The following is a 15893-nucleotide window of genomic DNA, read 5'->3' on the forward strand; positions in this document are numbered from 1 at the left end:
CGATCGACCGAGCCGAAAAGCCGATGTATTCCTCGACACCACGGTAAATCGTCGCCAATACCGCAGAACAAGGTTCCGCAACCGATTTCCGAACCTCGTTCACCGCGAATTTCGCGTTGCCCTCCCCTCACCCGGGGGTAATGGCGTAACACCCGGACGACGAGTGCACGCAAATGGCGGAAAGATCGCCTGCGAATGCCGTCGTTCTTGGTGATGAATCACCGTGGGTACCCGGCGAACCCCGCGTTTTCCGGTATCGTCGCCTCCGGCCGGGCCGCCCGCCGGCCACCGCCCGGCCCCGCCGCGAACCCCGGGAGAACGTGTGAACCCCGCCGTGCAGAGCCGTTGCCGCCGTCCGGACCCCGCCGCCATCGTCCTCACGCAGCAGGCACTCCTGCGGTTCGGCGCCGGCGACTTCTCCGGTGTCGCGCAATTGCTCGCCCCGCGCGTCGAATGGCACGGGCCGACCCCCGCCAAACCGGGCGGCACCTCCGAAACCTGCACCCGGCGGCAGGTCGAATCGTTCCTTTCCGCCTTCGACAGCGCGCTGACCGTCGCCGGGCTCAGCGTGGGCCGCTGGGTCTGCGAGGAGGACACGGTCGTCGTGCTGGGCCGCATCCGCTGCCAGGCCAGGGCCGACGGCGCCGAGTCGTCCTTCGAGTTCGCCGTGTCCCTGACGGCCGGGGCGGACCTCGTCGACTCGTGCTGGCTGCTCGCGCACCCGGCGGACCCGGCGACGTGACCGGCACCGCCCGCGGCCGGCGCACGCGCGAGGAGCTGGTCGACGCCGCCGCCGCGATCTTCGACCGGGTCGGTTTCGCGGGCACCACGCTGGAGACCGTCTGCGCGGAAGCCGAGGTGACGAAAGGGGCGCTCTACTGCCACTTCCCGTCCAAGGCCGCGCTGGCCGCGGCCGTCGTCGAGCGGTACTGCCCGCTGTGGTGGGAACTGGCGGCGCGGCTGTCCGCGCGGCAGCCCAGCCCGGTCCAGGTCCTCGTCGGACTGACCTTCGAGGTCGCCCGGCGGCTGCAGCACGACCCGAAGTACCGGGCGAGCGTCCGGCTGCCGCTGCACGCCGAACTCGCGGACGTGCTGGCGCCCGCGCAGTTCCTCGGCTGGCTCGCGGTGGTGCGCGACCTCCTGCGCCGCGCGCGGCGGGCGGGCGAGCTCCGCGGCGACGTGGACGTGCCGGCGGCGACCGAAAGCACGGTCGCGGAGTTCGCCGGCACCCACCTGCTCGCGCGGGCGACGGCCGGCGAGCACGACCTGCTCGGCCGGATCCGCGCGATGTGGCGGCAGCGCCTGCCCGGGCTGGTGGAGCCCGGCACGTCGGCGCGGCTGCGCCTCGAACCCCCGGAACCGGGCTGACCGAGCGGGACCCGGGGTGACCGCCGAGGGGCGCCGGTCACCCCGGTCCGTTCAGGTGCCGACCCCGCGTGCGCGCTGCTGCGCCGGCACCTTTCCCCGCTCCGGCGGCGCTGATGTCCGCCGCCCGCAAGGGAAAGTACGGCCACCGCGGCGCGGGGCCCACCTCCGGGCGGGTGATACCCGGGGAATCCCCCGCGCGTCAGCCGCCGAGGCGCAACGGCTGCGTCAGCATCGGGAACGACAGGTGCAGGGAACGCTGCCACCACGGCCAGTTGTGCGTGCCCGGGCCGTAGAAGTCCGTCGTCACCGTCGCGCCGGCCGCGCTCAGGCGGCTCGCGAGCGCGGTGTTCATCTCGTGGCACAGCGGTTCGATGAACAGGTCCGGGGGCGTGCCCGGCGGGTCCAGCACGCCCGGGGTCCCGTTGCCGCAGGCCAGGTACAGCGGGATGCCGGTGAGCTTCGGGACCAGGTCGTACGGGTTGTGCGCGGCCCAGACGTTCGCGTTCAGGTTCGGATCGCCCCAGAGCGCCGTGGGGTCGTAGCCGTCCTTCACGAGGACGCCCTGGATCAGGCTCGGCCCGCGGGCGCCCTGGTAGGTCGTGTGCACCACGCCGCTGTAGGACGCCGCCGCGGCGAACATGCCCGGGTGCCGTCCCGCGTAGGCCAGCGCGCCCAGCCCGCCCATCGACAGGCCCGCGATCGACCGGACGGTCCCGGCGCCGTAGCCCCGCTCGAGGATCTGCCGCAGTTCGGTCAGGTGGAACGTTTCCCAGCCGGGCGCGCCGCCGGCCCCCCGGTTGAACCAGTCCGAATAGAACCCGTCCCGGCCACCCGAAGGCATCACCACCAGCATCTCGGCGCCGCGGGTGAACGTGGCGACGTCGGTCGAGCGCGTCCAGGACGTGTAGTCGTCGCCCGCGCCGTGCAGCAGGTACAGGACCGGCCAGGTGCGGGTCGAGCCGGCTGTCCAGCCCGCCGGGTGCAGCAGCCGCACCATCGCCGTGGCCGCCAGCGCCGGGGACTGCACGGTCAGGTCGAGCATGGTGGGGCTCAGCCGTTGTTCGGCGATCACCTGCGCCCCGCTGTCGGCCACGGCCCGCGGCACCGCGGTGGCGCTCGCGGTCCGGGGCAGGGCGGCGGCGACGGCGAGCGCGGACAACCCCGCGGTCGCGCCGAGGACGAACTTCCGCCGGGACACCCGCGAAGGCGGGGGTTCGGTCGCGCGGGACGGGATCTGCCGGTCTTCGACGGGCCTGGGCATCGTTGCCTCCAGGGATGTGGGATGCGAGGTCCTGGCGTCCCCGGGCGTGCGCGGGCGCGCCGGTGCGACCGGCCCGGGGACGCCAGGTGTGCGCAGGAGAGCCGACCGCTCTCCTGCCCCCGCGCCGGGCGGTGGACCGGCGCGGGAGAGGGGGGCCCGGCACACGGCCGGGAACGAGCCGCGCGCGGGGAACCGCGCACGGGTGGGGTGGGCCGCCCGGGGATCACCCGGGACGGCGGAGCGGGACGGCTATCGGGAGCGCCGTTGCGCGTAGCGCAGAGCCGACCGCTGGAGCTTGCCGCTCGGGGTCTTCGGCAGTTCCGGTACGAAGTGGACGGTCCGCGGGTAGGCGTGCGCGGCGAACCGCGTCTTCACCCAGGTTTGGAGTTCTTCGGCCAGTTCCGGGCCGGCGGCCCGGCCGGGGCGCACGACGACGTGGGCGGTGACGACCTCGCCGCGCAGGTCGTCGGGGGCGCCGACGACGGCGGCTTCGGCGACGGCCGGGTGCGCCAGCAGCACCGATTCCACTTCGGACGGTCCGATCCGGTAGCCCGCCATCAGGATGATGTCGTCGTCGCGCGCGGTGAAGCGGAAGTTCCCTTCGGCGTCCCGCGCGGCCGTGTCCCCGGTGAGGTACCAGCGCCGGTCCTCGGTGAACCGCTCCGCCGTGCGCCCGGGCGCGCCGCGGTACCCGCTGAACCACATGAGCGGACTGGCGGCCAGGTCGACGGCGAGCCGGCCGCGTTCGCCGTCGGCGGCGGGCACGGCGGCGTCCGGCCGCAGCACGTCCAGCCGCCAGCCCGGCAGGGCGCGGCCCATCGATCCGGGTCGGCGTGCGGACCGCACGGCGGGGTGCCAGGCGTTGGCGACCGCCATGCCCAGCTCCGTCTGCCCGTAGTGGTCGAACACCGGGACGCCCAGGACGTCTTCGGCCCAGTCGCTGACCTCGGGCGGCAGCGGCTCCCCTGCCGACGAACAGTGCCGCAGGGCCAGGTCCGGTGGGGCCGGGTCCGCCGCGGCGCGCAGTGCGCGGTACACCGTCGGCCCGGCGGTGAAGTTGGTGACGCGGAAGGCGCCGAGCACCGCCCAGGTGAGCGCGGCGGAGAATCCACTGTGGAGCAACAGGGCCCGGCGGCCGAGGCCGAGCGGGCCGAGGATCGCGTGGTAGAGGCCGTAGGCCCAGCCGGGGTCGGCGGCGTTCCAGAACACGTCGGACGGCTGGTGGTCGAGCCCGAACTCCTGGTAGGAGAGCATCGACGCGACCGCCCGCAGCGGCACGGGCACGCCCTTGGGCGGCCCGGTCGTGCCCGAGGTGTAGAGCTCGACGAGCGTCGCGTCCCCGCCCATCCCCGCCGGGGACGCCTGCGGCGGCGCCTCCAGCAGCCGCTCGAAGCAGTGGTCCCCGGGGTGGTGGTCCCCGGCGGCGCCGGTGGTGATGACGGTCAGCCGCCACGCCGCCGGGATGTCGTCGTCCGGGCCGAGCTTCGCGCGCTGCCCGGGTTCGGTGACCACGATCCGCGCGCCGCTGCCGGCGATCCGGGTGGCGATCGCGGGCGGGGCGAGCGCGGTGAACAGCGGCACGTGGACGGCACCGATCCGCCAGATCGCGAGCAGCGTCACGACCAGGTCGCCCGACTTGCCGAGCAGGGTCGCGACGCGGTCGCCCGGGCCGGCCCCGAGCTCGGTCAGCGCCGTGGCCAGCCGGGCCGAACGCTCCCGCAGCTCGCCGAAAGTCCAGTCGCGCCAGGAAAGGTCCGGCTCCACGACGGTGAACGCCACGGCGCCGGCGGGGTGCCGGTCGCACAGCAGTTCCGCGGCGCGGGCGCGGGGCCGGTCGAACCGCGCGACCAGGTCCTCGACATGGCGGTGGCTGCTCGTCATGGGGACCTCCCGGACCTACGCGATACCGCCAAGGTGCCGTACCGTGGCAAAAATGTCCCATCGCGCCGGAGTCCCAGCTACCCCCGCCTGAGGGGAGCGGACCGCGGCGGCGACGTTTTCGAGGAGGCAGGCGTGAACCCGAACGCCGCGGCCGACGACCGCCCGGAGATCTACCGCGCACTCGCCCGGATGCGGGACGCGACCGGCCTGCCGCTCACCTTCGGCGGCGAAGTCGGCGCCGGGCGGCAGGTGAAGCTGAGCCAGATCGCCGGCCCGAACACCGGCGCGCTGCGCGGCGTCAGCCTCGAGTACGGACGCGGGCTCGGCGGGAAAGCGGTGGCGCAACGGCGGCCGGTCGTCGTCGACGACTACGTGCGCTCCCCCGGCATCAGCCACCACTACGACCACATCATCGTGGCCGAGGGGCTGCGCGCGATGGTCGCGGTGCCGGTGGTCGTGACGCGCACCGTGCGCGGGGTGCTCTACGGCGCGCTGCGCAGCTCGCTGCCGCTGGGCGACCGCGTGGTCCAGTCCGTCGTGGAGTCGGCGCGGGAGCTGGAGCAGAGCCTGGCCGTCCGCGACGAGGTGACCCGGCGGCTCGCCTGGCTCGACCGCTACGACGCGACCGACTGCCACCGGCCGCACTGGGAACTGGTCCGCGAGGCCTACGCCGAACTCCGGATCCTCACCCAGGGCGTCGAGGACCCGCTGCTGCGCGCCCGCGTCCGCGGGGTGTGCGAAACGCTGGCCGCGGTCGCCGGGCGGCCGGCGCGGACCGGGACCGCCCCGGCGCTGTCGGCGCGGGAGCTCGACGTGCTCGCCTGCGTCGCCCTCGGCTGGACCAACCTCCAGATCGCGGAAGATCTCGGGATCACCGCGGAAACCGTGAAGAGCTACCTGCGCAGCAGCATGCGCAAGCTCGTGGCGCGCAGCCGGATGGAGGCCGTGGTCACCGCCCGCCGGTTCGGTCTTCTCCCGTGAGGGTACCGGATGCGGTACGGTAGTACCGCGCGCCGCCTCGACCCCGGGCGTGTGCGAGGCTACGGAACCATGACCGCGAAGCCACCTTGGATGACGCCACCGGGAGCGCGCACGGCGCGAAGCCGACGCATGTCCGACGCCAAGCGCGAGGAACTGATCCTGCGCCTGGAACGGCTTTTCCTGGACGAGGGCTTCGCCCGGCTCACCGTGGACGACCTGGCCAGCAGGCTGCAGTGTTCGAAGTCGACGCTGTACGCGGTGGCCGGCAGCAAGGAACAGCTCGTCGTCGTCGCCGTCCGGCACTTCTTCCAGGAGGCGGCCGCCCGCGTCGAGGAGAAGGTCGGGCCGATCACCGATCCCCCGCAGCGGATCGCCGAATACCTCGCCGGCCTGGGTTCCGAGCTGCGGCGGATGTCGCCGGAGTGCTACGCGGACCTGCTCACCTTCGAGGCGACCGCCGAGCTGTACGCCCGGCACTCGCTCGCCGCCGCGCACCGGGTCCGGGAGTCCATTCAGGACGGTGTCGCCTCCGGCGCGTTCCGCGCGGTCAACGCGGACTTCGTCAGCGCCGCGGTCAGCCTGCTGATCGACGGCATCCAGCACGGCGAACTGCTGGACCGGTCGGGGTTGTCGATGGCCGACGCGTACACCGAACTGGGCGCGCTGGTGCTGGCCGCGCTGACCAACCAGGGCGGGAAGTAGGCCGCACCCCATCCCGGCGAGGGCTTGCGCCGTCGCGGCGTCTGTGTCTAACGTACGAAACCCGGTACTGAAGTATTCGATCTAGTACCCACCGGCGACAGCGGAGGCGGCGATGCCTGCACGCACGGACACTGACCGGCGCCACGAAGTCGTGCTCCGGCGCGACGTCCGGATCCCCACACCCGAGCCGGGCGTCACGCTTTCGGCCAACCTCTTCCTCCCCGAAGGACCGGGCCCGTTCCCGCTCCTGGTCACCGTCCTGCCCTACCGGCGCGACATCGCCGCGCTCAACGGGTCGCCCACCGAACGGTGGTTCGCCGAGCGCGGCTACGCGTCCCTGCTCGTCGACCTGCTCGGGACCGGTTCGTCCGACGGGGTCCCGCGGCCGCCGTTCGATCCCGGTGAGGCCGACGACGCGCTCGACGCCATCCGCTGGGGCGCGGAGCAGTCCTGGTGCAGCGGCGCGGTCGGCATGTGGGGCGGTTCCTACGGCGCCGTCACGACCCTGCGCACCGCCGCCCGGCGGCCCGGAGCGCTCAAGGCCGTCATCGCGCTCGAAGGCCCGGTCGACCCCGGCCGTGAATTCGTCCACCCGGGCGGGACGCGCGGTGCGTTCTCGCCCTTGGCGTCCTGGTCGGTGAGCACGCTGTTCAACCAGCTGCTGCCGCCCGTGGACGACTTCGCCGACCCGGACGAGCAGGCGCGCTGGCACCGGCGCCTGACCTTCGCGCCCTACGTCCTCGACCTGTTCCGCAACGGCCCCGGCTCCCCGGTGTGGCCGCGGCGGCGGATCGACGTGCCCGCCGTGGAAGTGCCCGCGCTGTGCGTGGCCGGCTGGCGGGACCTCTTCGTCGACGGCGCGGTCCGCGCGTACGAAGAACTGCGCGGCACCAAGGCGTTGATCGCCGGGCCGTGGATGCACGTCATGCCGCAGGAGTGCCCGGTCACGCCGATCGACTTCCTCGAGATCGCCCGGTCCTGGTGGGACCGCTGGCTGCTCGGCAGAGGCGACGACGACACCCCGCCGGTCCGCGTGTACGTGCAGGGCGCCCGGCCGCGCTGGCTCGGTTTCCCGTCCTGGCCGCCGGAAGGCAGCGTCCGCACCGAGCACCTCGCCGGCTGGCAGCGGTCCGCGCCGTCCGCCCCGGATCCGGCCACGGGCCTGCAATCGGGGCTCTGGGCCACCCCCGCCGGGCAGTTCGGGCTGCCGCTGGACCAGCACGGCGACGACAGCCGCAGCCTCTGCTACACCTCGCCGCCGCTGCCGCTGCCGCGGCTGGTGAGCGGCCGGCCGTCGGTGACGCTCACCCGGCCGTGGCCGCGGGTGTCGGTCAAGCTCACCGACGTCGACCCCGCCGGGCGGTCGGTGCTGATCTGCGCCGGGATCGCCTGCGCGGGCGACGGCGAGCTCACCGTGCCGCTCACGCCGACCACCTACGAAGTCGCGACGGGACACCGGCTCCGCGTCGTCGTCGCCCCCGGCGACTTCCCCCGCGTGTGGCCGCAGGAGCCGCCCGGCGGCTGGCCGGTGGCGCGGACGCTCACGCTCCCGCTCGCCGAACCCGCGGGCGGGGTCGCGTGCGCGATGCCGGAGCCGGCCGAGCCCGCTCTCACGGATCTCGACGAGCAGCTCGACGGCGAATCCGGCGAGCCGGCCGCGTCCTGGGAGGTCACCGAGGACCTCTTGCACGACACGGTTTCCCTGCGCCTGGGCGGCCGGCACCGGATCCGCCCGGAGGACGTGCCCGGCGGACGCCACACGCTGCGGGTGGACCAGGAACTCGTGGCCACCGCGCACCGGCTCGACCCGGAAGCCGCCACCGTCACCGGCCACATCACCGGCACCGTCGACACCGCGACCGGCGCCCACGTCACCGTCGACGTCACGGTCACCGCGACCGCGACCACCCTCGACGCCCACGGGAACGTCGTCCACGACGGCGTTTCCCTGCTCGACCGGCACTGGCGCGGCTGACCCGCCCCGGCCCCACCGAAAGGTCCCCCATGTCCTCCCCTGCCGTCCTCACCCGCCGCGAATTCACCGTCGGCGGTCTCCTGCTCGCCGCCGGCCTGGCCGCCGGCGCGTGCGCCGGGCCGTCCGGCTCGTCCACCACCGACCGCACCCTGCGCATCGGCCAGTACTGGCCGCCGACCAGCCTCGACCCGGCGAAGGCGGGCGGGGAGTCGCAGTTCTTCCTGCAGCCGGCCTACGACCCGCTGATCTACCGCGCCGCCGACGGCACCTACCAGCCCCGGCTCGCGACGGCGTGGCGGTACCTGGGCACCGGCAACACCGCCTTCGAGATCACCTTGCGCAGCGGCGTGGTCTTCAGCGACGGCACGCCGCTGACCGCCGAAGGGCTCAAGGCGAGCATCGAGCACTTCCGCAGGTCCGCCGGCCAGGCCGCCGCTTTCCTCGCCCCGATCGCGACGATGACCGTGCAGGAACCGCTGGTGCTGCGGCTGACGCTGAACCAGCCGCACCCGCTGCTGCCCACGCTGTTCACCCAGGACTACCTGGCCGGCGACGTGATCAGTCCCGCCGGTGCGGCGGCGCCGGCGGGGCTGGCGACCGGTACCGCCGGGGCCGGTCCGTACGTCCTGCTGCCCGGCGAGACCGTCGCCAACGACCACTACACCTACGGCCCCGACCCGAAGTACTGGAACTCCGCGGGCCGGTTCTACGACAAGATCACGGTCAAGGTGCTGCCCAACGAAAACACCGCCCTCGCCGCGCTCAAGACCGGCCAGGTCGACGTCGTCGCCGGCAGCTACACCATCGCCGGCGGTGCGAAGGCCGCCGGCTTCGAAGTGGCGTCTAGCCCCGCGATCGTCATGGGCCTTCAGCTCAACGACCGGGCGGGGACGCTGAGCCCGCCGCTGGCCGACGTGCGGGTGCGGCAGGCGCTCAACTACGCGGTCGACCGCGTGAAGATCACCTCGGCGCTGCTCGGCGAGTACGGCATCCCGGTCGACCAGCCCTCGGCACCGGGGGAAGACGGCTACAGCGAACAACCCTTCTACACCCACGATCCCGGCAAGGCCCGGCAGCTGCTGGCCGACGCCGGCCACGGCGGCGGGTTCACGCTGCCGGTGGTGATCCCGTCGACCCCGGCCTTCCCCGGCGACATGGCCCAGGCGATCGCGTCGGACCTGCAGCAGATCGGCGTCACCCTGCGGATCACCGCCAAGGAGCCCGCCGCCGCCAACAACGCGCTCACCCAGTTCCCCGCCTCCAGCATGGGCTGGGGCGTGCTGCCCGCCTACTTCATGGGCCGTGGGCTCTGGCTGAAGGACGCCATCGGGATGAACCCGTTCCGCAGCAGCGATCCCGAGCTCGAACGGCTCGACCGGCAGGCCGCGGCCGCCGACGACGCCGCCCGCCCCGCCCTGGACCGGCAGATCGTCCGCCGCGTCGTCGAGCTGGGCTGGTTCCTGCCGGTGTGCCTGAGCCCGGGCCTGCTGTTCTACCGCGACACCGTCGGCGTGGACCCGGTGCCCGGCAAACCGTTCCCCAGCGTCGCCTCCTGGCACCCGGCCGGCCGGGGATGACCGAACCGGATCCGCTGTTCCCCCCGGGGTTCCGGTGGGGCGTCGCGACCGCCGCCTTCCAGATCGAGGGCGCGTGGAACGCCGACGGGAAGGGACCGTCCAACTGGGACACCCGAGCCCACCGGCCCGGCGGGCTGGCCGAGGGGGCCACCGGTGACGTCGCGTGCGACCACTACCACCGGCTGGCCGAGGACCTCGACCTGATGGCCGGGCTCGGCGTCGGCAGCTACCGGTTCTCCGTGTCCTGGCCGCGGGTCCAGCCCGCCGGGCAGGGGCGGTGGAACGGCCGCGGGCTCGCCTTCTACGACCGGCTCGTCGACGGGCTGCTGACCCGGCGGATCGAGCCGATGCTCACCGTCTACCACTGGGACCACCCGCAGCCGATCGAAGACGCCGGCGGCTGGGCCGCCAGCGACACCGCGGCCCGGTTCGCCGACTACGCCGAAGGACTCGCCGTCCGGTTCGGCGACCGCGTCCGGCACTGGCTCACGCTCAACGAGCCGCTTTCGGTGATGCACGCGGAGATGACCGGGCCACCGCAGCCGCCGGTGCGCCGGCACGGGCTGCGCGTGGCCCACCACCTGCTGCTCGGGCACGGACTGGCCGTCCCGCGGCTGCGGGCGCACGTGCCCGGCGCGGAGATCGGGATCAGCCTGAACCTCGCCGGGACGACGCCCGCCACCCACCGGCCGGAGGACGTCACCGCGGCCGCGCGGGCGGAGGTCTACGAGGACCGGCTGTTCCTCGATCCCCTGCTGCGCGGCGACTACCCGCACCTCGAGGGCAGGCCGGTGATCGAAGCCGACCCGGCCGACCGCCGGTCGATCGCCGCCCCACTGGATTTCCTCGGGGTCAACTGGTACGCGCCGGCGCGGATCGCCGCGTCGGCGGCCGGGGTGTTCGGCTACACGCGGGTGCCGTTCCCCGGTGCGAGCACGAACCTGCTGGGCTGGCCGGTGGCGCCCGAGCGGTTCGGCGCGCTGCTGGCCTGGCTGCGCGCGACCTACCCGGACCTGCCGCCGATCCAGATCACCGAGAACGGCTACCCCGGCCTCGACGAGCCGGACGTCACCGGCTCGGTGCAGGACCTGCGGCGCATCGCCTACCTGCGGACCTGCCTGCGCCAGCTGCGCGCCGCCCTCGACGCCGGCTCGGACATCCGCGGCTACCACGTCTGGTCGCTGCTCGACAACCTCGAGTGGGACCACGGCTACCGCCCGCGCTTCGGGCTGGTGCACGTCGACTTCACGACGCTCGCCCGCACGCCCAAGGCGTCCTACCGGTGGTACCGGCAGTTCATCGCCGGCCAGCGGCGCGACGGGAAGGAGGGGACGTGCTCCGGTTGATCGCGCACCGCCTGGTCGTGTCGGTGGCGCTCGTGTTCGTCGTCTCGCTGGCGGCTTTCCTGCTGCAGTCCGCCGCGCCCGGCGACCTCGCCCGCGCCATCCTCGGCCAGAACTTCAGCGTCCAGGCCCACGAGCAGCTGCGCCACCAGCTGGGTCTCGACCAGCCCGTGCTGACGCAGTACGGGCAGTGGCTGCGGGACGCGTTGCACGGCGACCTCGGCACGTCGCCGATCAGCGGGCTGTCGGTGGCGGACGAAATCACCAACCGGCTGCCGGTCACGCTTTCGCTGATCGGCTGCGCCACGGCGGTGACCGCGTTCGTCGGCGTCGCGCTCGGCGTGATCAGCGCCGTCCACGGCGGCCGGATCGGCCGGGTCGTCGACGTGCTCTCGCTGATCGGGTACGCCCTGCCCAGCTTCTGGTTCGCGCTCACGATGGTGACGCTGTTCGCGGTCACCGTGCAGCTGCTGCCCGCCACCGGGTACGTCGCGCTGGGCGCGTCGCCCGCCGGGTGGGCGCGCAGCCTGGTGCTGCCGGTCGCGACGCTGGCGCTGCCGGGCATCGCCGTGTTCGCCAAGCAGACGCGGGACGCGATGCTGGAAGCGCTCTCCCGCGACTACGTGACGGCGTTGCGGGCCCACGGCGTGCCCGAGGCGTCGGTGGTGCTGCGCCACGCGCTGCGCAACGCGGCGATCCCCGTGGTGACCCTGGTGGGACTGACGTTCATCGGGCTGCTGAGCGGCACGGTGTTCGTCGAGTCGGTCTTCGCCATGCCCGGCCTGGGCGGCCTCGCGGTCCAGGCCACCTCCCTGCACGACATCCGGATGATCCAAGGCGTGGTGGTGGTGTTCACGGTGATCGTCGTCGCGGTCAACCTGGTGGTGGACCTGGCCTACGGCTGGCTGAACCCGAAGGCGCGGGTCCGGTGACCGCGGGCATCGAGGAGTTCGTCGCCCGGCGCGTCCGGCCCGGACGGCGGTGGCTCGCCGCGTTCCGCCGCCCGCTCGCGCTGCTGCCCCTGGGGTACCTCGCGCTGCTGGTGGCCGGTTCGCTGCTGGCGCCCGTCCTCGCGCCCTACAGCCCGGTCGCGACCGACCTGGACCAGGTGCTGGCCGGTCCCGGCGCCGCGCACCCGCTCGGCACCGACGCGCTCGGCCGGGACGTGCTGACGCGGCTGATGTACGGCGGGCAGATCAGCCTGCTGCACGCCGCGATCGTGGTCCTCACCGTGATCGGGGTGGGGGTCACCAGCGGGGTCGTGGCCGGGTACCTCGACGGCTGGTTCGACCGGGCGTTCACCTGGGTCGTCGACGTGCTGCTCGCGATCCCGGTCCTGATGACGCTGCTGGTGGTGCTGGCCGTCGTGGGCGAGCACCAGACGGTCGTGATGATCGCGCTCGGCGTGCTCGTCTCCCCCGGCCTCGCCCGGGTCGTCCGCGGCGCGACCCTGGCGGTGCGCAAGGAGCTCTACGTCGCCGCCGCGCGCGTGTGCGGGCTGCCCCACCACCGGATCGTGGCCGCGCACGTCCTGCCGCGCATCGCCGGCCCGGTCATCGTCCAGATCTCGCTGCTGGCCGGTGGCGCGCTGCTCATCGACGCCGGGCTGAGCTACCTCGGGTTCGGCGCCCAGCCGCCGGACCCGACGTGGGGCGACATGATCGCACAGGCGGCTTCGGTGATCGACCGGCAGCCGTGGCTGCTCGTGCCGCCGGGGGTCGTGCTCGGGCTGGCGATCCTGGCTTTCGGCCTGCTCGGCGACGTCGTCCGGGACGCGACCGCCGACCACGCCGGACCGCTGCGCGACCGGCTGCACCGCGCGCACCGGGCGGCCGCGCCGGTGCTGACCCCGCGCGCCGAGCCGTCCACGGCGCTGCTTTCCCTGCGGGACGTGGAAATCACGCTGTCCGGTGACCGGGTCGTGGTGGAGGACCTCGACCTCGACGTCGGCCACGGGGAGACCGTCGCGCTGGTCGGCGAATCCGGCTGCGGCAAGTCGATCACCGGCCGCGCGGTCCTCGACCTGCTCCCGGCGGGCGGCGCGGTCACCGCCGGGAGCCTCCTGTTCGACGGCGCCGACCTGGCGCTGGCCGGGCCGCGCGCGGTACGCCGGCTGCGCGGCTCGCGGATCGCGCTGATCTCGCAGGACCCGGTGGCGGCGCTCGACCCGGTGTTCACGGTGGCGAGCCAGCTCGGCGAGCTGGTCCGGCTGCGGCACGGCGGAACGCGGGCTTCGGTGCACGAGCGCACGCTGGGTCTGCTGCACGACGTGAACCTGCCGGCGGCGGTCGCCCGCCGGTACCCGCACGAGCTGTCCGGCGGCATGGCCCAGCGCGTCGCGATCGCGATGGCGCTGGCCGGCGAACCGAGCCTGCTCATCGCCGACGAGCCGACGACAGCCCTCGACGCGAGCGTGCAGGACGAGGTGCTGGGCCTGCTCGGGCGGCTGCAGGCCGACCGCGGGATGGCGATCCTGCTGATCACCCACGACTGGTCGGTGGTTTCGGCGTTCTGCCGGCGGGCGTACGTCATGTACGCCGGGCACATCGTCGAGTCCGGCCCGGTCGGCGACCTGGTGGTGCGGCCCCGCCACCCCTACACCGAGGGCCTGCTCGGCGCGCTGCCCCGCCGGGCGCGGCCGGGCTCGCGGCTGGCCGCCATCCCGGGTTCGGTGCCGGACCCGGCGCAGTGGCCGCGGGGCTGTCACTTCGCCCCGCGGTGCACCCTCGCCACGGCCGAATGCGCGGCCGCGCCGGTCCCGGTCTTCGAACCCGCCGCCGGGCACCGCACCCGGTGCCTGCACCACGCCAAGCTCTCGCCGGGAGGGGAACGTGCCTCTGCTTGAGGTCCAGGACCTGCGGGTCGGCTACCGGCCGCACCACCCGGTGGTCGACGGCGTCGGCTTCGTCGTGCGGCAAGGGGAAACGCTGGGGTTGCTCGGCGAGTCGGGCTCGGGGAAGTCGACGATCGGGCACGCGATCGTCGGCCTGGTCCGGCCCGAGGCCGGCCGGATCCGGTTCCGCGGCGAAGACATCACGCACACCGGCGCCCGGCGACGGCGTGAGCTGAGCAGGCACCTGCAGATCGTCTTCCAGGACCCGCACGGTTCGCTGAACCCGTCCCGCACGGTCGGCAGCACGCTCGCCGAGCCGTTGCGGGTGGTCCGCCGCCTGCCGCGCCGGGCGGCCGAGGAGCGCGTCGCCGGCGTCCTGGAGCGAGTCGGGATGGCACCGGGCGCGGCGAACCGCTACCCCGGCTCGTTCTCCGGCGGGCAGCTGCAGCGGATCGCCATCGCCCGGGCGCTGGTGCTGGAGCCGGAGCTGGTCGTCTGCGACGAGCCGACCAGCGCGCTCGACCTGTCGGTGCAGGCCCAGATCCTGAACCTGCTGCTCGACCTGCAGCAGCAGCTGGGGCTGAGCTACGTGTTCATCTCGCACGACATCGACGTCGTGCGGTTCGTGTGCCACCGGGTCGTGGTCCTGCGCGACGGCCGGGTCACCGAGCAGGACCCGGCCTGGCTGGGCTGAAGCCCTCGACGACCTCCTCCAGGACCTTGACCGCGTGGCCGGTGCCGTCCTCCGCGCGGATCAGCTCGCCCAGTTCCTTCGCCCGGTCCGGCACGGTCCCTTCGAGGGCGTCGCCGATCGCCCGTGCCAAGCCGCGCGCGGTCAGTTCCCGCAGCGGCTGCGGCGGCGGGGCCACGCCCATGGCGAACAGGCGCCTGCCGAAGAACGGCTGGTCGAACATGAACGGGCAGACCACCTGCGGCCGTCCCGCGGCCAGCGCCGCGCCCGTCGTGCCCGCCCCGCCGTGGTGCACCACGGCCGCCATGCGGGGGAAGAGCCGGTCGTGCGGGGCCTGCGTCAGGCAGAACGCGTCGCGGCCCAGGCCGTCCGGGCGGATCCCGCCCCGGCCCAGCGCGACGACCGCCCGGACCCCGGTCGCCCGCAGCGCCGCCGCGACGATCTGCCCGGTCCGGGCCGGGTCGCTGCCGACCATGCTGCCGAACCCGAGGTAGACCGGCGGCTCGCCGGCCGCGAGGAAGCCCGCGAGGTCGGGCGGCGGGGCCCACCGGGCCGGTGGCAGGAAGAAGAACCCCGGTGTGTGCACGCTTCCCGGGTACCGCACCCCCGGCGGCAGCACGTGCCTGCTGAACGCCTGCAGCACCGGAGCCGGGCCGCCGTCGGGCCGCCGGAGCGGGTCGTGGGCGAAGCGGCGGCGCGGCAGGCCGAGCCCCTCCCGGCGGAACCGCGCGGGACTCCCGGTCAGGGCCCGCACGAACGTCCTGGTCGACGCGTAGGACAGCCGGTTGAGCGCGGCCGGCAGCGGATAGGGGAACAGCGGGTCGGGCAGCGACGGCGTCGGCACCCAGAACGGCTGCAGGCACACCGGCACCGCCGGCACGCCGAGCAGCTCGGCGATCGCGTGGCCGGGGACGTTGACCTGGTGCACGACGACGTCGACGTCGCCGGCCTCGGCCAGCGTCCGCCCCAGTGCCGCGAGGTCGCCGAACACCCGCCGCATGGCGAGGCGGTTGCGGCGCAGCAGCCGCAGGCCGAGCCATTTCCCGCGCAGGCCGCGGAAGTTGCGCTCGACGGCCTCCCACGCCGCCCGGTCGTCGACGAGCTTGTTGGTCCCGTCGTCGAGCGGCAGCACCCCGGCGCAGAAGGGTTCGGCCACCGCGGCCGACGACGCGGGCGCGGCCAGCACCACCTCGTGCCCGGCCCCGGTGAGCGCCGCGGCCAGCGCGGCGAACGGCTGCACATCGCCGCGGCTGCCGTGGGTGAGCAGCAAAGCCTTCACGA

At 74.2% G+C, this 15893-nt stretch carries 13 protein-coding genes; 10 read left to right on the plus strand and 3 right to left on the minus strand.

Annotated elements, in window-relative coordinates:
- The first annotated feature begins 322 nt into the window (after positions 1 to 322).
- Both ACWEVP_RS28605 and ACWEVP_RS28610 read left to right on the plus strand, forming a co-directional pair.
- Positions 323 to 742 (plus strand): nuclear transport factor 2 family protein, encoded by a 420-nt coding sequence (locus tag ACWEVP_RS28605; protein ID WP_452065660.1) that lies wholly within the window; start codon positions 323 to 325, stop codon positions 740 to 742.
- Complete coding sequence (locus tag ACWEVP_RS28610; RefSeq protein ID WP_452065661.1) at positions 739 to 1368, plus strand: ScbR family autoregulator-binding transcription factor; 630 nt, start codon at positions 739 to 741, stop codon at positions 1366 to 1368. Before ACWEVP_RS28605 ends, ACWEVP_RS28610 begins: the two co-directional genes overlap by 4 nt.
- Before the next feature lie 199 nt (positions 1369 to 1567).
- On the opposite strand, the gene ACWEVP_RS28615 is transcribed toward ACWEVP_RS28610, so the two are convergent.
- Positions 1568 to 2629: an alpha/beta hydrolase gene (locus ACWEVP_RS28615; protein ID WP_452065662.1), complete on the minus strand. Its 1062-nt coding sequence runs from the start codon at positions 2627 to 2629 to the stop codon at positions 1568 to 1570.
- Between the two features lie 249 nt (positions 2630 to 2878).
- The gene (locus ACWEVP_RS28620) at positions 2879 to 4510 is read right to left on the minus strand and encodes an AMP-binding protein (protein WP_452065663.1); all 1632 of its coding nucleotides are present in this window, start codon (positions 4508 to 4510) and stop codon (positions 2879 to 2881) included.
- 132 nt (positions 4511 to 4642) lie between these two features.
- Between ACWEVP_RS28620 and ACWEVP_RS28625 the strand changes: the two genes are divergently transcribed.
- The 8 genes from ACWEVP_RS28625 to ACWEVP_RS28660 all read left to right on the plus strand — a co-directional run bounded on the left by ACWEVP_RS28625 (position 4643) and on the right by ACWEVP_RS28660 (position 14615).
- Positions 4643 to 5491: a response regulator transcription factor gene (locus ACWEVP_RS28625; protein WP_452065664.1), complete on the plus strand. Its 849-nt coding sequence runs from the start codon at positions 4643 to 4645 to the stop codon at positions 5489 to 5491.
- 129 nt (positions 5492 to 5620) lie between these two features.
- Entirely contained in the window at positions 5621 to 6193 is a 573-nt protein-coding gene (locus tag ACWEVP_RS28630; protein ID WP_452065665.1) for a TetR/AcrR family transcriptional regulator, read from the plus strand.
- Between the two features lie 112 nt (positions 6194 to 6305).
- Entirely contained in the window at positions 6306 to 8168 is a 1863-nt protein-coding gene (locus ACWEVP_RS28635) for a CocE/NonD family hydrolase (protein ID WP_452065666.1), read from the plus strand.
- 29 nt (positions 8169 to 8197) lie between these two features.
- Complete coding sequence (locus ACWEVP_RS28640; RefSeq protein ID WP_452065667.1) at positions 8198 to 9745, plus strand: ABC transporter substrate-binding protein; 1548 nt, start codon at positions 8198 to 8200, stop codon at positions 9743 to 9745.
- On the plus strand, positions 9742 to 11091 hold the full coding sequence (locus tag ACWEVP_RS28645) for a GH1 family beta-glucosidase (protein ID WP_452065668.1): 1350 nt from the start codon (positions 9742 to 9744) through the stop codon (positions 11089 to 11091). Before ACWEVP_RS28640 ends, ACWEVP_RS28645 begins: the two co-directional genes overlap by 4 nt.
- Complete coding sequence (locus ACWEVP_RS28650) at positions 11079 to 12020, plus strand: ABC transporter permease (protein ID WP_452065669.1); 942 nt, start codon at positions 11079 to 11081, stop codon at positions 12018 to 12020. Before ACWEVP_RS28645 ends, ACWEVP_RS28650 begins: the two co-directional genes overlap by 13 nt.
- Positions 12017 to 13933, plus strand: coding sequence for a dipeptide/oligopeptide/nickel ABC transporter permease/ATP-binding protein (locus tag ACWEVP_RS28655; protein ID WP_452065670.1), 1917 nt, complete (start codon positions 12017 to 12019; stop codon positions 13931 to 13933). The genes ACWEVP_RS28650 and ACWEVP_RS28655 overlap by 4 nt, the downstream gene beginning before the upstream one ends.
- Positions 13920 to 14615, plus strand: coding sequence for an ABC transporter ATP-binding protein (locus ACWEVP_RS28660; RefSeq protein ID WP_452065671.1), 696 nt, complete (start codon positions 13920 to 13922; stop codon positions 14613 to 14615). The genes ACWEVP_RS28655 and ACWEVP_RS28660 overlap by 14 nt, the downstream gene beginning before the upstream one ends.
- On the opposite strand, the gene ACWEVP_RS28665 is transcribed toward ACWEVP_RS28660, so the two are convergent.
- Entirely contained in the window at positions 14584 to 15891 is a 1308-nt protein-coding gene (locus ACWEVP_RS28665) for a glycosyltransferase (protein ID WP_452065672.1), read from the minus strand. The genes ACWEVP_RS28660 and ACWEVP_RS28665 overlap by 32 nt on opposite strands.
- Positions 15892 to 15893 lie beyond the last annotated feature (2 nt).

The sequence above is a fragment of the Amycolatopsis sp. NPDC003865 genome (assembly GCF_053605345.1).